Here is a 20,548-nt window from a genome sequence, read left to right as displayed (position 1 = left end):
GAAGCGAAAAAGGGATTCTAACTATTTTTAAAGAATTTCTATATAAGAATTAAAAAATAGTTACATTCTAATAAAAAAATTTATGAACTAGTTAGCTGAGCTTTACAAATAAGAAAGATAAAGCTCCTTGCTCTTCTTTAAAAAAAGGTATTAATTCTACAACTAATCTTTTACGCATCTTTGCAGAGCCGTACGAAACCGTAATATTAATATCTAAATAAGGACTAGTGCTAAAACTAATGCCTTCACCCTCATCTATTCCTGTTAAATTAATAAAGCTTTGACGAGTATAAGATCCACTATCTCTTAGTTCTTTAATCTGTTGACTTATATTTGCATCATACATCATATCAATCAATTTGTTTGGTGCATGGTATGGATTTGATGCCGTAAATGAGTGTGCTGTCGAAATTGAAACTAACTCTTCAACTTGCGCTTCAGTATACCCAACACCCTTAAGCAAGGCCGATAAGTGTTTTTCAGTTGAAAGTTCAATATTTTGTATTTGTTCCTCAACTACTTGATAGTAGTCTTGTTCTTTACCCCCACCGAAAACCTCATTATCACTGTCTTGAAAGTCTTTTAGTCGCCTTACAATATAGTCTGCCCTCGCTTCATCTTGCCCAATAGAAGATAGCCAACGTTCAATAATTGCCTTACTCGGAAAGTGTACGTTATGTAAACCCGATGTATCCTGAATTGAAACTACTGTACTATCGTCAAAATGAAAAGGTTGCCCAAAAAAATTGGCTCCTGTTTTATCGACTTTGCGATCATTTGCCAATAGCATTTCATATAACAATTGCGTCTCTACAGTTTTTAAATGAATTAGCGCACTTGTTTTATCATTAAAGCCTTGTGTTAAGTGAGTATTTATTTTGGCACTTTTATTCAGCTGAATCGCTAATAGAGATAACACAGCGCTGATCAGCAATACCTGAATTAAAGCAACTCCGGAATTTCTCTTATAGTTAAACGTCAATAGCATTGCCTTGCGCTCTCGAAATAAGCTTATCACTTCCTTCTAACAAGCCAAAAAATAAAGTGTATGACTCTCCTTTAGCATCTTTAAACTGCATAGAGATGGCTTCAGGCATTATTTTCGAAGACATAGCGTCGTATTCATCAAACCACTGTCGACGCACTTTATCACTATCAAACTCCTGATACTTATATTTATTCTCTGACCAACCAAAATAACTCACTTTAAAATCTGATATACCACTTATGATATTGAGTGAATTTTCATAGCTATGTTTACCGAAGTCCGAACTACTGTGGTTTATCCGAGAAGATCTCTCTTTATAAACTAGGCGATTATTTCCACTTTCATCTTGCTCATAAACAATTTGATAAAAAGCGGGGTAGCCATAATCAAATATTGGCGATGATGTCATTGACTCGAAACCGACGGCTTTTCCCTTGAAAAATATCGCTATATCACTTTCAGCATTCTTAACAATGTAACTAGTAGTTGAAGCAACTGCTTGGCGAAGTAAAATTAAGTGCTTTGCTTGGGAAATATTACTGTCAATTTTCCCTTTTATTTTTGTCCAGCCAGAAATGTACGTTGAGTAACTTAACGAACCGACAAAAATAATAAATGATAGTAACGACATTGCCACCATCAACTCTATTAAGGTAAAACCTTGGGCTAGTCGCTTTCCCATGAAAGCTCCTGAAACTGATATTTTTTAACGTACGTGTTATAAGACATTGTCAACGACACTTGCCATAATTTAAATTTTTGTTTTACGTTATCGCCATTTTCATTTAATGCGCTTCGGTTCGGCCTTCCCGACTTAACAACACTAGCTTCCCAGTAAAACTTTGCTTTAATATTACTTCCCTCACCAGCAAGCGAGTCACTGCCTTGCGATTGATTTCTTATTTCATCTTTGATTTCATCCAACAGGAACGGGACAGCCGTTGATATAGCTAAATGCTTTTCGGATAACTGCAGAGAATGCATAGCGTTCTTATATATCAATGCAACAGTAGCAACCACAGAAAACAAAATAACTCCTGCTACAAGCACCTCAAGCAATGTAAACCCTTTACTACGATTCATAAAGCACTTCTAACAGATTGATACTTATTATGTTCTCTCTCACTTGCAGATCAAGTTCGTTAACATTTGGAATGCCAGATGGAGAAAAATAAATTTCGATGGGAGAAAATTGAATATGCTCGAAGGTAAACACATCCTGCTCTTCGTTCGCATAAACTCTAGAAATAGAATTTCCATTGATAACTAATCGAACTTGTTCACCACGTAAGAAAGCTAAAGTACTGTATTTCGAGAAGAGAGACTTTACTTCAGTTACCTGAACTCTTGACTGGTATTTCGCTACACTATCGATAGTTAGCGGACCCACTAAACCTATTAAAGAAGCGACTATAGCGATAACTACCAGCAGTTCAATAAGAGTATAACCCCGACTCCTTAGCTGACATGAGTTGTAATTAGTCATATCTATAGAACTAAATTCCAATATCGTTAACTGAAACCATACTTAATAACATCACCACGACAACGCCACCCACGATTCCCCCCATGAGGAGAATTAGTAGCGGCTCTAGTAACGTTGTTAATTTCTGAGTCCATTCCTCAAAATCGCGACGACTTCTAGATGCAATTTCATCGAAGATTTTTGCTAAATTACCGCTTTCTTCACCTACTTCCAAAAGGGACACGTAAAAATCAGGAAATAGCGAGGTTTGTTGTAATGAATTAGCAAGGTTTCCCCCTCTCTTGACCTTTCCACGAACAATATCCATTTCATCTCTTAGGTATTGATTCTTAATATTGCCAGTAGACAATTCTAATCCCTTGTCAATGGCGACACCTGCAGAGAGCATTAGATATAACCCAGAATTAAATCGAATACGTTCCGCTGTGAGGACAGTATTTTTCACAATAGGCAGTTTTAGTAAAAGCTTTTGCCACCTACTTTGAAATTCATCCCTTTTCCATAAAGTAGCAAGGCCAATCCCAACAGCAAACATGCCAGCAAGTAAAAAAGTTTGATAGTTTTGGAACCAGTCACTTATATTCAACATCAATTCGGTGTACCACGGAAGGTTATCAGCATCTGCAAATAAAGAGGACATTTGAGGTACGATGAAGTTAAAAATAAATAACACACAAAGAGTGCAAACAGAAAAAATGACTGCCGGATAAGTCAAAGACTGAATTATTTTTCGTTGTAAATCTCTACGAAACTTTAAATCTGTCGATAATCCGTTAAATATTTTAGGTAGTTGCCCTGATGCTTCGCCAAGCTGAATAAGATTGACATACAGGGGATCAAAGACAGTGCTGTGTTGACTCACAGCATCAGATAGACTCATCCCTTTTTTAAGAGATGAGCTCATTTCGGAAATTAAACTTGCTAATGCAGGATCGGCCTTTGTTTTTCTAATTATATCAAGTCCTTTATCTATTCTGACACCGGAATCTAACAAAAGACTTAGCTCAGCCGTAAAAAACTCTAAATCAGCTAAACTAACTTTTTTTTTGAAACCTACTAAAGAGCGGTTATTTAGTTTTTGTTCGTTGATTTGAAGCGGAAGGAGGCCTTCATTTTTTAATGAGTTTAAGGCCTTATCTTTACTTGAGGCCTCTATATGGCCATTAACTTTAGCACCACTGGCATCAAACGCTTTATAAATAAAAATAGCCATTATTAACCTGCAACGCGCATAACTTCTTCAATTGTCGTAATGCCCTGAATAACTTTAAACAAACCATCTTCGAATAGAGTTCTTCTGTTTAGTTCAAAATTGTGTTGCTTTGCTTTGCTAATAAAATCGGCATTCTTAGGCATAGACTTTATCTCATGATCGCACTCTAAGTACTCTATTATTGCTGCTCGTCCTTTGTAGCCAGTATGCGAGCATGATTCACACCCCCTACCCTGCATCAAAGAAAAGTTTAAAATATCATTTTTCCTAGCAATCTCAGATAAGTTGTATTTTTCTATAATTTGCGTTGCTTCGGGGTGCACCTCGGCACAATCAGGGCAAACCTTTCTTACTAAGCGTTGAGCAACAATAGAAACCAACGCAGCGTTTAACAAGAACTCTTCAACACCAAGATCCAAGAGCCTAGTATATGCACTGGCAGCATCATTGGTATGTACGGTACTAAATACTAAGTGCCCAGTTAAGGCCGATTGCAAAGCAATTTGCGCTGTTTCTTTATCCCTAATTTCCCCCAACATAATGATATCAGGATCTTGGCGAACAACACTACGAAGCCCAGATGCAAAATTAAATCCTATATCACTATTAACTTGCACCTGATTGATCCCTTCAAGTTGATACTCGACAGGATCCTCTAATGTGATAATTTTGACATCATTGTTATTCAACGCATTTAAAAAAGTATATAGCGTTGTTGTTTTACCTGAGCCAGTAGGGCCAGTCATTAACACAACCCCTGAGGTTACCTTGATATCGCGACGTATCAATGTCTCTATATCTTGCGATAAACCCAGCACGCTCATATCGTATTTAACGTTGTCTTTACGTAAAAAACGCATCACGATTGACTCTCCCTCGTTAAGAGGCAAAGCTGAAACACGAATATCGAGGTCTTGATTAGCAATGCGCATTTCAATTTTACCATCCTGAGGTCGACGCTTTTCAGCAATATCCATCCCAGATAGTATTTTTAGCCTAGTCACAATAGGTAACTGCATTCTAGGAGCAATCGTTTCTTCTTCATGAAGAACACCATCTACCCTGAACCTAGCTCTATAACGTCCTTCATATGGCTCCAAATGCATATCCGATGCACCTTGCCTTAGCGCTCTTGAAATTAAGGAGTTGAGCAAATTTACCGTTGGGGCTTCTGTAGCAAGCTCTTTAAGACGTTCTTCTTCATCACCTGAAAGTGCGGTATCCGCTTCCTCTAGAACATTAGCTTTCAATTGGTACTTCGCACCAAGCACCTCGATATCAGAATCAGAACATAGCAGTACTTTGAATTTTATGTTTTTTCTTGTTAAGAACTGATTGACCTCTAAATCAAGTGGATATTTCGCTGCCAACATCCAGTCTTCTGAAGACGCTTTCAGAGGTACCCATTGTTTTGACAATAGATAGCTAATAGCAGTGTCATCAATATCTACTTTTTCTTTATTTTCCCAATCAAGTAGATTCAATATCTCTAGATTTAAATAGTCACTATATAAAGAAAGAAGCCTGTCGTCAGACAAGCTCCCCATATTTACTAGTATCTGCTCCAATCTACCATTGAATCTTTTTTGATAATTTAGGGCCTTGTCTATATCCGAACTTGATACTTGATAGCGTTGTTCTAATAAATCCTCTAATGACATCATTGGTGAATGATATCCTCATTGTCACCTTCACCGCCTTCTTGTCCATCCTTGCCAAGAGAAGCTAAATAGTAAGGAAAGCCATCTTTTCCTGGAGTTTTGTAAACATAATCATTTCCCCATGGATCTAATGGAACCGCTTTCGGCAGATATGGTCCATCCCAATTGGGTCTATCACTTTTTCTCAATTCGCTAATCGAGCTAGGGTAATCGCCAATATCAAGGCGATAAGTATCTAACGATGTTTCGAACATTTGCATCTGTGCTTTCGCGATTTTACGCATAGAGGAGGATTGCTTACTAAACATCTTTGGAGCGACTAAAGAGGCTAGAAGCCCTAGGATTACTATAACTATTAATAACTCCATCATAGTGAAGCCTTTATTTCTGTTCATAACGGTTATCTACCTTTATTTGAAATACTACAAATACCCATCCATTGAAATATGATTTTCATTAGAAGGGAATCAACTTATATATTGCTAGAAATGCTCTACTTGACTATTTACCTAAATTGCAAAATTTTTGCAATATCGCAGCATAAGAAATAAATGCACAAATGAACACAACGAGCATTACAGCCTCATTTATTAAAAACACCTCGCCCAAACAGCCAATAACAGCAAAAACAATTGATATCCCGCTAATAGACCAAAGAGCCTTTCTAGGAGAGAAACCATTTGCTAATAGAATGTGGTGTATATGGCCATTGTCCGCTTTAAAGGGGGAGTCACCTCTACGAACTCTTCGAACCATAATAGCTAGCATATCCATTAGCGGTATCGCTATTAACCACAATGCAGTGACAGGCCTAAATGCCGCTTCAACTTCGTCTGTGTTTTGAGTTCCTATTGTAAGTAGCCAGATAACAGTCAACCCCATGTACATACTACCCGCATCTCCCATGAAGATTTTTTTGCCTCTTGGGTTACGGGTACTTACGTTATAGAACAGATAAGGTATAGTTGAAACAACAATGAGCATTGGTAATAAAATACTCACACTGCTTGCCTTTTGGGCCATTAAAGCTGCTATTGCTCCCATTGTAATAATGCTCATAGAGCCAGCTAGACCGTCAATACCATCAACCATGTTAAACGCATTGATTGCAGCAATCACAGCTAAAATAGTGAATATCATGCCGTATTCACCAATGACTAGAGAGTCGCCACCTAATATCGCACCAAAATCACTAATAAAGCGACCTGCACCAAAAACGAGAATGCAAGCGACAATGCCTTGGAACAACATGCGAGAGCCCACGCTTAAGTCATAGATATCGTCCAAAGTGCCAATAAATACAATTAACGCTGAAGAGATTAGGTAGAGATTTATAATATTACTATTTTCGATAAACAGACTAGATGCGATAAGCACGCCAGTAAATATCGATATTCCACCGATTAAAGGAATAGCACCGTCGTGTTTTTTACGTTCATTAGGTAAATCAATTAGGCCAATGTGAGGAGCCAAGGGAAGCAAGACCTTAATGGTCAATACAGAGCAACAAAATGCCACTACTAAAGCGAGAATATCAAACATATCTTGTGAAAAGTATCGAAATTAGCCGTGATTATGTCTAATTTCTAATTATCCATTATAAGCAGCGTGCATTATAAATGCACGCTGCTAACTTATCTAGCAATTAAAAAAATAATACTTAATGAGTAACATTTTTTTACAAAACTTATAGCCCAGCGATTGCTGCTATTGCTACTGACGCTTGATAAACAATTTGGGTACCTAACGCCCATAAGCTCAAGTTGTCAACAAAATACGAATCCAGTGGCACAACTACTGTGTCACCTGGATTGAGTGAACCGGCATTTGACGCAAACCAGTTAGACTTTTCTGGGATCATTACCTGACCATTTGCTTTAATCACATAAATCCGCTTTTGATCTGCTTGCTGCTTTGTACCACCACTCAGCTCTACATAGTCAAATGCATCCAAACCTTGCTTGAAAATATGCGAAGTTGCCACTTGTACTTGCCCCACGACATTTATAGAGTTTTGCTTGGTAGGAACAAATAAAATATCACCATTTTCCAATAAAATATCGGCACTTTTATCTTGTTGAATTTGTGGAATATCAACGACAAGTCGGCCTACTGGTTGTACTTTAGTTAAGTCTGCCAACAACAGCCTTGCTTGTTCATAATCGATTGATTGCGAATCTTTTTGAGATAAACTTTTAGAAGCTATCTCAGACCTCAAGCTTTCAGTAACCTTTAATATATTTTGTAGTTCAAGCTGCTTCAGTTTTTCTCGTGTAAAAACTGAACCTTCTTGGTAGGCAAACTCAGTAAAACCACCTGCCCTTTCTACAAGTTGTCCAAGTGTTTCACCGCGTTGTATTGTGTATTTACCTGGGAATAAAAATTCACCGCGCAATTCAACGATATGATTCTCCTGCCAAGCAGGAATTACATGAATGTTTAAGCGATCTTTACTTTTGATATCAATGTTATGCCCAGTTTTACCAGCTAGCGCACCATGTAAGTTAATATTAATCGTGCTTTTTCTAGCTTTATTATCAATTATCTCGTTTCGAGTGATATCCGCTCGCTCTAAATAGGCAGATTCAAGTAGACCACCAGAAGCTGCAACTAAGTCATTGACTTGACTATTGATTGCTAAAGGATAAATCCCTGGGTATTTAACGGCCCCCACAACTTCAATAAGTTTCAACGACTCACCTGACGCCGCTTGGTGTTGAAGTTTTTTAATAACAGGAGCAAGTAACTTTTGACGCGAGAAAATAGCGATATCTTTGGGGTCGACCTCTTCTTGATAGGTCCCTCCTGTTAGTTCTTCCAAAGACTTTTCAGCAAGTTTCAATGACTCATCAAGATCATCAAATTCTTCCAGTGGCTCTTCTTCGCCATACTGTAGCCAAAACATTCTTTCTTTATACTGTTCTTCTGCTCGCTCTTTTTCGCGTTTGCGTAGCTCTTCTTGTGTCATTGCAAGCAGGTCTAACGAGTCATCAGCTGTCGCATTACGATCATTGATAGAAAAGACTAATATACGATCATGAGGTTGAAGAGTAAGGTTATCTTCTGAGTTAACATCACTGAGCGCCTTAAACAAGCTAAACTGTAACACTTCGATATTACGGCCAATGTCTTTCTCGCGGACAATTAGGCTGTAATTTAAATCAGCATCGTCAAGCATGTAAGCATGAATACTTGGCAAAAGATCACTCACTTTATGGCCCTGCTTCCATTGATATTTACCAGGGCGTGTTACCGCTCCAATAACAGTGACAGAGTCATCGTATTGCTCAGAAGTTTTTAGTACCTTAAGAACATCACCGCCTTTAACCGCTCTAACAAGTTGAGATTGCTGTGTTAGATCAACATTGACAATTGTACGAATATTTCGCTGATTAAATCGTTCAACTACACTCGCTGTAGGGTAAGCCGAAGGTAACAGCCCTCCCGCCATTTTAACCACTGCATCAAAATCATCATTTACCGCTAGCTCATAGATCGCTGGGCGTCTAACTTCTCCAGCAACAGTGACGCGCTCGCCTACCGGAGCAATAAATACAACATCACCGGATTTAAGCAGAATATCATTTGAAGAATCGCCGTAGATTAATAGGTCATACAGATCTAAAGTGGTGACAAGCTTTCCAGCTCGCTTTACCTGAATGTTTCGCAACGAACCAATATCATTGATACCACCTGCCGCAAAAATCGCGTGTGTTACGCTAGACAGAGCACTCATCACGTAAGGGCCTGGCTTGAATGCATCGCCGGCGACAAATATCCTCATAGAGCGCAAATCTGACAATGTCACTACGACATCGACACCAAGCACTTTCTTCTTAATTTGCGAGGCGAAATATTGTTTAACTTCCGTATAAGTTAAACCAGCAACACTAAATGGGCCAAGATCCGGTATAACAACATCACCTTGTCGATTTACCTCTAGCTCAAATTCATTGCTTTCTTTGCCAAACATTTGAATTTTGATGGTGTCACCAGCGCCAATAATGTAGTCAGCTGGTACGGCAATATCCATATTAGGCGCAAAAGTAAAAGGTGCATTAGCAAATACATCATAGCCAAACGGTTGTGGCTCAGTATCCTCCTCTTCTTCCTCTAGCAACTCATCCTCAGGCAGAATTGGATTACCAAATTCATCAAATTGAGTTCCTCTCGGGTAAACCGTTTGCTGTTCGACTAAACCATCTTCTTCGCTTGACGTACTGCCACCCTGCAACTGTTTTTTAATTGTGTTGTAATCAATACCCATACTTTGTGCCAGCGCACGCTGCTGAGATGCAGGTAAACGCTTGAATTGCTCAAGCTGCTGAGGGGTAATAGAGCTAGGTACTTGTGCAGCAAATGCACTCATCGATAAGGCCAAGCCAAGTGCGGCTGACATCAAACGGGTAGAAATATATTTCATTGAACAGCGAATTCCCTGAGTACTAATCTTTTATTTTGTAAAGCTGGTGCAAATTTTATCACATGCGCCAGTTTTGTTAAGGTCGATATTAGTTTAATAACAAGTCAATCTATGAGCTTTACTCTTCATCTAGTTCGTCTAAATAGGCATCAAGCTCAGCTTCTTCCTCTTCGTCTACCTTTATCGGCGGTTTGCCATCATAGACGCGATATTCCATGTTCTGGAAATAAGCTTGTTTAACAAACTCGTAAGGGTCAATTGCATTATTGATAAGCTGTTCTTGCTGCGTTAAAGATGCTCTTGCTTCTAAACCTATGATGGCACTACGCACTAGGTTGGGCCAAAAGTCGATAACAGCTAAAGGCCAGTAATAACGATCGACAAAATCACCTACTTCGTCTCGCACCGAGCTCGGCCCAAGTGCTGGGATGACGATATAAGGACCATCACCTACGCCGTATACCGCCATTACTTCGCCAAACTCTTCTTGCGTGCCCGTCCAACCAAAATCACTCGCAGGGTCAAAAAAGCCAAGTAGACCTACCGTAGAGTTAAGTACAAATCGCCCTGCACTTTTACCTGCATTGGAAAACTTACCTTGTAGCAGGTTATTAATAAAAGAAGATGGTTCATTAAGGTTGAGAGCCATGTTGTGCAGGCCTGAACGTAAAAACGTTGGCGTATACTCTGTGTAGGCTGTTGCTGCTGGCTTTAACACATATTTATCAGCGTAGTCCCATGTAAATGTCCACGAAGCTCTGTTAACAGTCTCTAATGGGTCTTTAGGGTCACCTTCTACTTGTGACGTTGAAGAGCAGCCTGATACTGCTAAGACAGATAACAAAGCAACCACTTTTACCGCACGTAATGAAAAAGCGGCACGCAATGCTCGATGGATAGGTTTATTCACTGTGACTTCCTAATGATAAATTCTTGGTATTATTGCCCAGTCTAACACGCTAGTGAAAATCGGACACTTGTCCAACAAGTCATAACATCCGCAATAAGACAGACGCGCTTGGGCTATTCATTGTTGTTCTGTTTGTATATGGCTAGCAACATTTCAACCTCAGCACGCGGTAACTCACACTCCGCCATAATTTCCTCAGCACTAGCGCCTTTAGCTGCGAGCTTTGAAGCGCGATGATAGAATTTATCTTGGGGTTGCTGCTCATCAATTAAGGTAAGCTGTTGGGTTATGTTTGCAATTGCTTGCTGCTGACCTTTGATTCGGTGCTCAAGTTGCCTAGACACTTGCTCATTTTCCGTGTTTTGAGTACTGATAAGGTCATTAAGTTCCGCGTTTTTTTGCGCGATGTTATGAATATTGGCTTGTAAATCAGCTGTTAGCATTTCGAGCGCATTTACCTGGCTACTCAATAGCTTGCTTTGTGCTTTAAGGTGCGAAACCTTTATTAGTAGCCAAGCCAGGCAACACAACATAGCTAAGACAAGAGCTATTATCAAAACCAAGTTGATATTCACATTTAGCGCCCACAAAAAAAGCCTGATACACAGGCTTTTAGTCTAAAAAATCCATTTAGAATTGTTTCAATTCATCCCACTCGTCGTCTGATAATAATTTATTCAGATCAACAAGAATCAACAATTCACCTTCGCGGTTAGATACACCTTGGATAAACTTAGCACTTTCTTCGTTACCAACATTTGGTGCCACATCGATTTCAGAAACTTTTAAGTAAACTACTTCCGCAACGCTATCAACTAAAATACCAATAACTTGCTTTTCAGCTTCAATAATAACGATACGCGTGTTATCGGTAATTTCTGCCGCTTGTAAACCAAAACGTGAGCGCGTATCTATAACGGTTACCACATTACCACGCAGGTTAATAATACCTAACACATAATCTGGCGCACCTGGTACTGGTGCAATTTCAGTGTAACGCAATACTTCTTGTACCTGCATTACATTGATACCGTAAGTTTCTTGCTCTAACTTGAAAGTTACCCATTGTAACACTTCATCATTAGTGTCTACTGACTCATTTGCACTACGTCTTTCATCAGACATACTTCTTGTCCTCAAAGTTGTTAACTATTGCCGCTCGTTTGCAGCAACACTGTTTATTTGGATATACGACTAATTTGGATAGACGCTCAACCCTTGATCTAGCATTTTAATCAAGGCGTCAATATCTAATAGCGCACACATACGTTCTTTAACCAGACCAGCTAGCCAAGGGCGTTTAGGGTTGCTATCCATCCACTTCACGTCACTTTGCTCTAGTGTAACTGTATCTACAAGGTGCTCAGCCATCAAGCCCCACTGGCTATTACTCAACATTATAATATATTGATAAGCTAATGAATCCATTAATTGTTGATCGCATTTTTCAGGCATTACCCACAATGCGGTATCAACGACATTAATTTTTTCTTCGCGATGTAACATAACCCCTTTGAACCAGTCAGGTTTGCCCATCAAGCTATTAATGCTCTCAACATTGTGAATACCACCTAACTCAATTAATGGTACGGCAATAGTAAGCCCTGCTACATCAAAAAACATCGCCTGAAAACTACCTTCACGATAATCTTTTTTCGCTTTTACTGGTACTTGCTGCTGGCTCTTTGCTGTCGCAATGGCTGTGCTGTCAGACGCTGTCTCGTTAGCTAACTTATCTGACGCAGGTGCTGCAACTTTAGGTTTTGCAACCTTAGGCGCCGTTTGTTGCTTAGCGACCTGTGGTGCTACTACCTTTGCTCTGGCCTCTGCTCGTGTCGAGGTAACTTTATCCGTAACAGGTAAGCTTGGTTTGGCAACATTCTCAAGTAACTTTTCAAGCTTCTCGCTGTCTGGCTCTTTATGTTGAAGCGCGCTCTGGCTTTTATCAGGTTGTGAGCTTGTTTGTGCTGATGGTTGACGTTCAACAGGCTGTTCAGCCTCATCCGTCAGTAGCTCTGATAAATAAGACCTCATCACTTTTTGGCTAGCAGCTAGCGATCTTGACATTGATTAACCTATTTATTTACTGCGGTAAGTTTAATTAAATGTTTCAACAAGCTTTTATAAGCGTAGACACCACGAGAGTTACCTGCGTAATCCGAAGGTACTTTCTGCGAGACACTCGCATTTCTAAAGTTAGTATCAACTGGCACAACCCCAGGCCAAACTTTATCACCATAAAGTTCTTGTAACTTTTGATAGGCAAGTAAAGAGGCTTTAGTGCGTTTATCAAACATAGTCGGAACTATGGTATAGGTAAATGGCTCTTGCTGCTCACCTTGCATGATCTCCATTGTCTTCATCATGCGGTCTAGGCCCTTAAGCGCCAAAAACTCGGTTTGCACTGGGACAATAATTCTATCAGAAGCAGCCAGTGCATTCACCATCAAAACACCGAGTACAGGCGGACAGTCCATCAGTACATAATCGTATTGCCCTTCAAGCTTTTGTATTGCTTTTTTCAGCACTAAGCCCATGCCACCTTTACTACCAAGCGAACGGTCTAGTGTTGCTAGCCCCATGGTCGCAGGCAAGATATCAATATTCTTATATTCGGTTGGGCAAAGTGTTTGTTCTATCTGCTCTTTAGTCGATACTTTGACAAAAAGATCGTATACGCTCAGCTCTAAATCTTCAGATTCGATACCAAAATAATAACTCAGCGACGCATGAGGATCAGTGTCTACCAATAGCACTTTATGTCCGCGTTCGGCCAACAAGCCCCCTAAGGTTATTGTTGAGGTGGTTTTACCCACCCCGCCTTTTTGATTAGCGATTGTCCAAACGACCAATAGAGCACCTATTCACTTGAGTTGTTAGTTTCGTCTTCATTACGCGTCGTGATGCGGATTGCACCATTTTCTAAACGAATGATGTTAATTTTATTATCTTCACCTGTAGAATCAACCACTTCCTTAATCGCTTCTACGTCTTTTACACTGATAGTTGGGGTATCGAGTAAGCTTTCTTGATCTAGCCCATATTTTGAAATAGCGATAACAACTTTTCGATTTTGCGCTCGTCCCTGTGACGTGCTGTTATCTGCGCTGGGATAATACTCTCCATAGCCTTCTATTGCCATTCTTGCTGGAGTTACCCCAAGCTCTTCAAGCAAGCGTAAAATCGCAGTTGCTCTGGATACTGAAAGTTCCCAGTTAGAAGAGAATATTTCGTTATTAATGGGTTGGTTATCAGTATAGCCTCGTACGCGCACAAAATTAGTCACATCAGCAAGTACTTGGTTGATAACAGTTAGTATCGCGTCTGCTGAACGCGTTGGAGAAGAAGAGCCACTAGGAAATAGCAAGCCACTGTTGAGCTCTATTTCCAGCCAGTCACCATCTATTTTTAACTGGGCATAACCAGATTCAATGATGTCGTATAAAGCGGTATGCAGTTTTTCTTCTAACGAGGTCAGGTTAGTGCCAACGTCGCTATCTGCAATGTTAGACAGTATTGGCTGACCATCGGTTAACTCGGGACCAGCATCATCTTTTAAACCGTCGCCATATAAACGCTTATTCGTTTTACTCGAATTCACGGGCAAAATGTCGTCACCGTGACCGCGGTTTTTAGGCAATTCGTCATTTGCTTGGAACACTCGCCCTATTGAGTCTGTCATTGTTTCAAATGGCTCTTCATTGATCATCGCCATGGCGTACAAAACCACGAACAGCGCAAACAGCAACGTCATGTAGTCGGCATAAGACACCAGCCAACGGTGAACATCATCATGTTCAACATCATGGCGCTTTATTCTGAGCCTACTCATTCTTGCAACCTAAACGCTGACAAACGATTTTCAATAGCGTGTGGGTTTTCCCCTTGTGAAATTGCGATTAGACCTTGAGCCATCATCTCACGATACATAGTTTGCTGGTGAACAATAGCACGGATTTTGTTGGCGACAGGAATGTATATTAAATTAGCAAAACCAACGCCGTAAATTGTCGCAACAAAAGCCGTTGCGATACCTTGGCCCAACATATCTGGGTCAGACAAGTTACTCATCGCTTGGATAAGGCCTAATACGGCCCCTAGAATACCAATGGTTGGGCTATATCCTCCCATAGATTCAAAGATTCTTGCCGAGCGCAGGCTATGTTCGCGATAAAGCTCTAAGTCTAGCTCCACTGAAGTAATAAGCTGTTCAGTTTCAATGCCATCGGCGAGGAAGTTTAAGCCTTTGTTGACAAAGCGGTCTTCAACATCCATCGCGACATTTTCCAACACTAAATAACCAGACTCTCTGGCTTGCTGTGCCCACTCAACAATGTCGTCAATGCCTTTATCGATATCAAATTTTGGAGGTGTAAAAATCCAAGGCAATAAGGACATTGCGTGGCTAAATTGTGCTTTGGATGACTGGAGCAGCACTGCGCCCATAGTGCCACCAACGACGATAATAAACGCGGGGAGCTCAAACAAGGTGCCGATGGCACCACCTTCAATGCTAAATCCCAAATATATCGCAAGTAGCGCAACAATAAGCCCAGCAATACTGAGCTTATCCATGGCCTAACTCCTTGAGGATAGAGCCTGCGACTTCGGCAAGCGGCAACGACAATTCAGATATGCCAGCTTTTGCCACGGCCTGTGGCATACCATAAACGACACAACTGGCTTCATCTTGAGCCCAAATAGTAGCACCTTTATTCTTCAACATACGAGAGCCTTCCCTTCCATCAGCGCCCATACCGGTCAATATGATACCTAATACTTCACCCGCATATATTTTCGCAGCAGAGCCAAAACTTATATCTACACTAGGTTTGTAAGCAACTCTGGCAGAGTTGTCTTCCATCACCTTAAGTTTTGCTGCATTTTCCGTACCATCGATCAGCATTTGCATGCCACCCGGTGCTAGGTAAGCTTTACCAGCTTCTAGCCGATCGCCGTCTTTCGCTTCTTTGACGGAAATTTGACACAAAGAATTCAGACGATTCGCAAATGCTTCCGTAAACGCAGCCGGCATATGTTGAACCATGACTATCGGCAGAGGAAAATTCGCGGGAAGTTGAGTTAGTATTTGTTGAAGTGCTACAGGGCCGCCTGTTGAAGTACCTATCGCGAGTAATTTGTATTTTTTGCCTGAGCTTTTACGCAGCTTAGTCGGCGCGACAGTATTTGCAGGTTTTTCAGCAGTATTCATCACCTTTGCTGAAACTGGAGTTGCTGCAGGCGTTTTACGTTCAAAGCGAGGCTTTATAGCTGGAGCTGCTGTAGGTGAAGTTGTTCGTACACTCGGCGTTGCATGGCTAACGGGGCGTCGAATAAATCCACGCTTCACCGAGCCACTTTTTCTTGCGAGTTCTAGCACTCGCTGACGTAGTAAACTACCAGCGTCTTCACTGTTTTTGGCTATTTCATTAAATTTTTTCGGCAAGAAGTCCAACGCGCCTGCATCTAGTGCTTCAAATGTTGCTTTTGCACCTTCATGCGTAAGTGACGAGAACATTAAAATGGCGGTTGGAGAATTAGCCATGATGGCTTTTACCGCATCGATGCCATTTAACACTGGCATCTCGATATCCATGGTAATGACATCTGGCTTTAATGAAGCAGCCTTTTCAACTGCTTCTTGTCCATTTACTGCCACATCAATCACTTCGATGTTTGAGTCTTGGCTTAGTATATCGCTGACTCGACGTCTAAAAAAACTCGAGTCATCAACCACCAATACTTTATATGCCATGTAAATTCTCTAATGCAGGTCAGCAACCTGAGAACTGCGCGTTAACCGCGCAGCTTTTTATGAACGAGGGATTTTTTTGCGTAGTGCTTTAACATACTTGGTACATCAAGAATTAACGCGATACCGCCATCACTGGTGATTGTCGCGCCTGCCATACCTGGCGTACCGTGTAGCAATCGGTCTAATGGTTTAATCACCACCTCTTCTTGACCAATTAAGCTGTCAACCACGAAGCCAACTTGCTGTGTGCCTAGTTGCACGATAACAACATGACCATTTTCGCGTGGTTTATTCTCGCTACCTTTTACTAACCATTGATCAAGGTAGAACAACGGAATAGCTTTCTCACGAACAATAATTGTTAGCTGACCATCTACCACATTAGTGTTAGTTAAATCTAAGTGGAAGATTTCGTTAACACCAGCTAGCGGTAAAGCAAAAATCTGTTCGCCAACAACAACCATTAGCGTCGGCAAGATTGCTAACGTTAGCGGCACTTTAATTTCTAAAACGGTGCCAACGCCCATTTCAGAATCAATATTAACAGTACCATTTAGCTGAGTGATTTTGGTCTTCACAACGTCCATGCCAACGCCGCGGCCAGACACTTCAGAAATCTCTGTTTTCGTTGAGAAGCCAGGTGCAAAAATTAGGTTGAACGCTTCTTTTTCTGGCATACGTGCCGCAGCTTCTGCGTCTAGGACACCGCGGTCAATTGCAATTTGCTTAAGCTTTTCTGCATTCATACCCGCACCATCATCACGGATGGTTAGTAAGATATGATCACCTTCTTGTGAAGCAGATAAAATAACCGTACCTTCACGCGGTTTACCATTAGCCTCACGTACGCTTGGCTCTTCAATACCGTGGTCAACTGAGTTTCGAACTAAGTGAACTAGCGGATCAGCTAGCGCTTCAACTAAGTTCTTATCTAAATCAGTTTCTTCACCTTCAAGAATCAGCTTAATTTCTTTATTTAAGCTACGCGCCAAATCACGGACAACACGAGGGAAGCGGCCAAATACTTTCTTGATTGGCTGCATACGCGTTTTCATCACCGCGCCTTGAAGATCAGTTGTTACTGCATCTAGATTAGAAACCGCTTTTGTTAGCTCTTCGTCTTCTTTTGTCAGACCTAAACTCGTTAGTCGGTTACGCACCAATACGAGCTCGCCAACCATGTTCATAATTTGGTCTAAACGTTTAGTATCAACACGAACGGTAGTTTCCGCTTGCGGAGCCGCAGGAGCAGCCGGCTTCTTATCTTTAGCCGCAGACTTAGCTGGCGCTTTTGCTGCGGGCTTGGCCGCAGGTTGCGCTGCTGGTTTGGCGGCTTGTGGCTTAGCCGCTTCAGGCTTAGCCGCAGGTTTAGGTGCCGGAGTCGCTGGCGCAGCACTTGGGGCTTTGCCTTTACCATGCAACTCATCCAATAACGCTTCAAATTCGCTATCGTCAATTTCGTCAGAAGAACTGCTTTGACTTGTCGTAGTCTCTTTTGCTGCTGTTTTGAATGCACCTTGGCCATGAAGTTCATCTAGCAATGATTCGAATTCATCGTCAGTAATTTCATCGCTATTGGAGGGTGCTGGTTGTGCAGCAGGGGTACTAGCAGAAGCTGCACTATTTCCCGGACCATGAAGCTCGTCAAGCAGTGCTTCGAACTCGTCTTCCGTCATTTCTTCATCGCCGCCAGCAGATTCTGCTGCAACTTCAGTTTCTTGGAAGATCTCTGGTTCGTGCTCTTCAACAGCAGGAGCTGGCGCAGCGCTTTCGCTACCTTCTGGCTCACTCAAACGGTGAAGCTCGGCAAGCAAAGCAGGATCTGCAGGTTCGGGTTGTTCACGATTTTGCACCAACGCAAACATTTCATTAATGGTATCAAGCGCTTGCAAGATAACATCCATCAATTCAGGGGTTACAGAACGTTGACCATTACGCAGAATGTCAAACACATTTTCCGCACCGTGACAGGCATCAACAAGTTCAGTTAATGATAAAAATCCGGCACCACCTTTGACGGTATGAAAGCCTCTAAAAATAGCGTTCAGTAAATCAGCATTGTCAGGGTCATTTTCCAACTCAACAAGTTGCTCAGACAATGCTTCTAAAATTTCGCCTGCTTCTATTAAAAAATCCTGTAGAATTTCTTCATCCGCTTCAAAGGACATGCACCAAACTCCCGCTAAAATCCTAGGCTAGATAAGAGATCATCAACGTCATCTTGATCTGATACAACGTCGTCTCTCTCGTCTGTATTAACAATCGGCCCTTCAACTAAGTTTTCACCTGTTTTCAGGGTTGCTTTTTCTCTTTGCTCATCTTCCGTCACACCAAAAGCTGTCAACATATTAATCAAGCTTTCTTCAACTTCTCGTACAAGGTCGATGACTTTTCTAATCACTTGACCTGTTAAGTCTTGGAAATCTTGCGCCATTAATACGTCTGTCATTAGCGCGTGCATGTGTTCGGTTTCTGATGATGTTGTTTTCAGCAATTTGTCGATATCTTTACAAAGTGCTTTAAACTCACCCAAATTCAGATCATTGTGCATCAGCTTTTGCCAAAGCGGATTAACAGCTTTGACTTGTTCTTGAATGGTATCAACAACTGGGAAAATGGATTCTACCGCGTCCATGGTCTTATTAGCCGCATCTTCTGTACGGCTAATAACATAATTTAAACGCTCTTTTGCATCAGGAATATCAGCATTGGCTAAGTCGTTTAGTCGTGAGTCCAATTGGAAATTCATCATTGAGTCATGCAATTGACGGGTCAACTTACCTATCTCTGCAAATAACTCTGAATTAATTGGGTTTTGAATATCAGCAAGTAATTGGTCAGCTTTTTCTTGCTGACCATTCTCGATAAATTCAACTAATGACTTGGCTTGTTCTAAAGTAATCTTTGCACTAGACAATTTACTCATGAAATTTCCTCGCGTTTAGCGCGTTTATCCTAAACGTTCAAAAATCTTGTCTAGTTTTTCCTTAAGGGTTGCAGCAGTGAAAGGTTTAACAATGTAACCGTTTACACCCGCTTGCGCCGCCATCACAATTTGCTCTTTCTTCGCTTCTGCAGTGATCAGAAGCACCGGAATGTGTGCTAACTTCTCATCAGCGCGAATTGCTTTCAAAAGATCGATACCTTGCATACCCGGCATGTTCCAGTCGGTCACTACAAAGTCAAAGTCACCGCCTTGTAACATCGGCAACGCTGTGCTGCCATCATCCGCTTCTTGAATATTAGTAAAGCCTAAATCGCGTAATAAGTTCTTAACAATTCTTCTCATTGTCGAGAAATCATCAACAACAAGTACTTTCATATTTTTATCCAAGGCACCCTCCGGTGAAATAAATCAATAAATTTCTATATATTCTACTTAACTTTGCCAAGATTGCATACGTGCTTTTAATCGATGCATTGCTTGACTATGAATTTGGCTCACTCTTGACTCACTAACGTCAAGAACTTGTCCAATTTCTTTTAAATTGAGCTCTTCGTCGTAATAGAGCGACAGTACTAAAGCTTCACGCTCAGGTAAAGTCGAAATACATTCTGTTAACGTTTTTTTAAAGGTTACATGTTCAATTGTATGATATGGATCATCTTCTTGAAATTCTTCATCAAAACTAAGCACATCATCAGTCACCCCTAAATCTTCGATGCCAATGATTTTTCCAGTGCTTACTTCATTAAGAATATGATGGTATTCATTCAGGGAGATATCAAGCTTATCAGCAACTTCCGAGTCTGTTACATCGCGACCAAGTTCACCTTCCAATGCTTTGATAGCATCGCTGATCATTCGGCTATTCTTGTGAACAGAACGAGGAGTCCAATCCCCTTTGCGAATTTCATCGAGCATAGCGCCGCGAATTCGAATGCCAGCAAAGGTTTCAAAACTAGCGCCTTTGCTACCGTCAAAGTTGCTCGCAGCTTCCAATAGCCCAATCATGCCAGATTGAATTAGATCGTCAGCAATAACACTTGCTGGTAATCTGGCCAACAAATGATACGCAATACGTTTAACTAATACCGTGTGCTGTTCGATTAGTGCCGATTTATCAAGATAGCTAGTGTAAGCATTAGCTTTAACCACTATAACTCCCTAT

The 20,548-nt window shown here is 41.0% G+C and carries 21 protein-coding genes; all 21 read right to left on the bottom strand.

Annotation, left to right across the window (positions count from 1 at the left end):
* Window positions 1-91: 91 nt before the first annotated feature.
* A complete protein-coding gene (locus tag DXX92_RS05660; protein ID WP_181901698.1) occupies window positions 92-982 on the bottom strand; it encodes a type II secretion system protein GspK in 891 nt (296 codons plus the stop codon).
* Window positions 972-1,670: a PilW family protein gene (locus DXX92_RS05655; RefSeq protein ID WP_115999563.1), complete on the bottom strand. Its 699-nt coding sequence runs from the start codon at window positions 1,668-1,670 to the stop codon at window positions 972-974. The genes DXX92_RS05660 and DXX92_RS05655 overlap by 11 nt, the downstream gene beginning before the upstream one ends.
* Window positions 1,655-2,071 (bottom strand): type IV pilus modification PilV family protein, encoded by a 417-nt coding sequence (locus DXX92_RS05650; protein ID WP_115999562.1) that lies wholly within the window; start codon window positions 2,069-2,071, stop codon window positions 1,655-1,657. Before DXX92_RS05650 ends, DXX92_RS05655 begins: the two co-directional genes overlap by 16 nt.
* Window positions 2,061-2,495: a pilus assembly FimT family protein gene (locus DXX92_RS05645; RefSeq protein WP_147301934.1), complete on the bottom strand. Its 435-nt coding sequence runs from the start codon at window positions 2,493-2,495 to the stop codon at window positions 2,061-2,063. Before DXX92_RS05645 ends, DXX92_RS05650 begins: the two co-directional genes overlap by 11 nt.
* The gene (locus DXX92_RS05640) at window positions 2,485-3,687 is read right to left on the bottom strand and encodes a type II secretion system F family protein (protein ID WP_115999560.1); all 1,203 of its coding nucleotides are present in this window, start codon (window positions 3,685-3,687) and stop codon (window positions 2,485-2,487) included. Before DXX92_RS05640 ends, DXX92_RS05645 begins: the two co-directional genes overlap by 11 nt.
* A gap of 2 nt (window positions 3,688-3,689) precedes the next feature.
* A complete protein-coding gene (locus tag DXX92_RS05635) occupies window positions 3,690-5,348 on the bottom strand; it encodes a GspE/PulE family protein (RefSeq protein ID WP_116002309.1) in 1,659 nt (552 codons plus the stop codon).
* A complete protein-coding gene (gene gspG, locus DXX92_RS05630) occupies window positions 5,348-5,743 on the bottom strand; it encodes a type II secretion system major pseudopilin GspG (protein WP_115999559.1) in 396 nt (131 codons plus the stop codon). The genes DXX92_RS05635 and gspG overlap by 1 nt, the downstream gene beginning before the upstream one ends.
* Window positions 5,744-5,849: 106 nt before the next feature.
* Entirely contained in the window at window positions 5,850-6,890 is a 1,041-nt protein-coding gene (gene wecA, locus DXX92_RS05625) for a UDP-N-acetylglucosamine--undecaprenyl-phosphate N-acetylglucosaminephosphotransferase (RefSeq protein ID WP_115999558.1), read from the bottom strand.
* Window positions 6,891-7,035: 145 nt separating this feature from the next.
* A complete protein-coding gene (locus DXX92_RS05620; RefSeq protein ID WP_115999557.1) occupies window positions 7,036-9,771 on the bottom strand; it encodes an SLBB domain-containing protein in 2,736 nt (911 codons plus the stop codon).
* A gap of 118 nt (window positions 9,772-9,889) precedes the next feature.
* Window positions 9,890-10,681: an MlaA family lipoprotein gene (locus DXX92_RS05615; protein WP_245961402.1), complete on the bottom strand. Its 792-nt coding sequence runs from the start codon at window positions 10,679-10,681 to the stop codon at window positions 9,890-9,892.
* 113 nt (window positions 10,682-10,794) lie between these two features.
* Window positions 10,795-11,151, bottom strand: a complete 357-nt coding sequence (locus DXX92_RS05610; RefSeq protein ID WP_181901697.1) for a DUF2802 domain-containing protein — start codon at window positions 11,149-11,151, stop codon at window positions 10,795-10,797.
* 160 nt (window positions 11,152-11,311) lie between these two features.
* Window positions 11,312-11,806: a chemotaxis protein CheW gene (locus DXX92_RS05605; protein ID WP_115999555.1), complete on the bottom strand. Its 495-nt coding sequence runs from the start codon at window positions 11,804-11,806 to the stop codon at window positions 11,312-11,314.
* 69 nt (window positions 11,807-11,875) lie between these two features.
* Complete coding sequence (locus DXX92_RS05600) at window positions 11,876-12,748, bottom strand: chemotaxis protein CheW (RefSeq protein ID WP_245961401.1); 873 nt, start codon at window positions 12,746-12,748, stop codon at window positions 11,876-11,878.
* An 8-nt stretch (window positions 12,749-12,756) separates the two neighbouring features.
* Window positions 12,757-13,533: a ParA family protein gene (locus tag DXX92_RS05595; RefSeq protein WP_115999554.1), complete on the bottom strand. Its 777-nt coding sequence runs from the start codon at window positions 13,531-13,533 to the stop codon at window positions 12,757-12,759.
* Between the two features lie 8 nt (window positions 13,534-13,541).
* Window positions 13,542-14,513 (bottom strand): flagellar motor protein MotB, encoded by a 972-nt coding sequence (locus tag DXX92_RS05590; RefSeq protein ID WP_115999553.1) that lies wholly within the window; start codon window positions 14,511-14,513, stop codon window positions 13,542-13,544.
* On the bottom strand, window positions 14,510-15,256 hold the full coding sequence (locus DXX92_RS05585) for a flagellar motor protein (RefSeq protein WP_115999552.1): 747 nt from the start codon (window positions 15,254-15,256) through the stop codon (window positions 14,510-14,512). Before DXX92_RS05585 ends, DXX92_RS05590 begins: the two co-directional genes overlap by 4 nt.
* On the bottom strand, window positions 15,249-16,436 hold the full coding sequence (locus DXX92_RS05580; protein WP_115999551.1) for a protein-glutamate methylesterase/protein-glutamine glutaminase: 1,188 nt from the start codon (window positions 16,434-16,436) through the stop codon (window positions 15,249-15,251). The genes DXX92_RS05585 and DXX92_RS05580 overlap by 8 nt, the downstream gene beginning before the upstream one ends.
* Before the next feature lie 41 nt (window positions 16,437-16,477).
* Complete coding sequence (locus tag DXX92_RS05575; protein WP_115999550.1) at window positions 16,478-18,604, bottom strand: chemotaxis protein CheA; 2,127 nt, start codon at window positions 18,602-18,604, stop codon at window positions 16,478-16,480.
* 14 nt (window positions 18,605-18,618) lie between these two features.
* Window positions 18,619-19,362 (bottom strand): protein phosphatase CheZ, encoded by a 744-nt coding sequence (locus DXX92_RS05570; protein ID WP_115999549.1) that lies wholly within the window; start codon window positions 19,360-19,362, stop codon window positions 18,619-18,621.
* A gap of 24 nt (window positions 19,363-19,386) precedes the next feature.
* A complete protein-coding gene (gene cheY, locus DXX92_RS05565; RefSeq protein ID WP_115999548.1) occupies window positions 19,387-19,770 on the bottom strand; it encodes a chemotaxis response regulator CheY in 384 nt (127 codons plus the stop codon).
* 45 nt (window positions 19,771-19,815) lie between these two features.
* Window positions 19,816-20,535, bottom strand: coding sequence for an RNA polymerase sigma factor FliA (locus DXX92_RS05560; RefSeq protein ID WP_115999547.1), 720 nt, complete (start codon window positions 20,533-20,535; stop codon window positions 19,816-19,818).
* Between the last annotated feature and the right edge of the window lie 13 nt (window positions 20,536-20,548).

Origin of the sequence: Thalassotalea euphylliae (genome assembly GCF_003390395.1) — a bacterium.
GTDB lineage: Bacteria > Pseudomonadota > Gammaproteobacteria > Enterobacterales > Alteromonadaceae > Thalassotalea_F > Thalassotalea_F euphylliae_C.
This window is presented reverse-complemented; position numbering and strand designations above follow the sequence as displayed.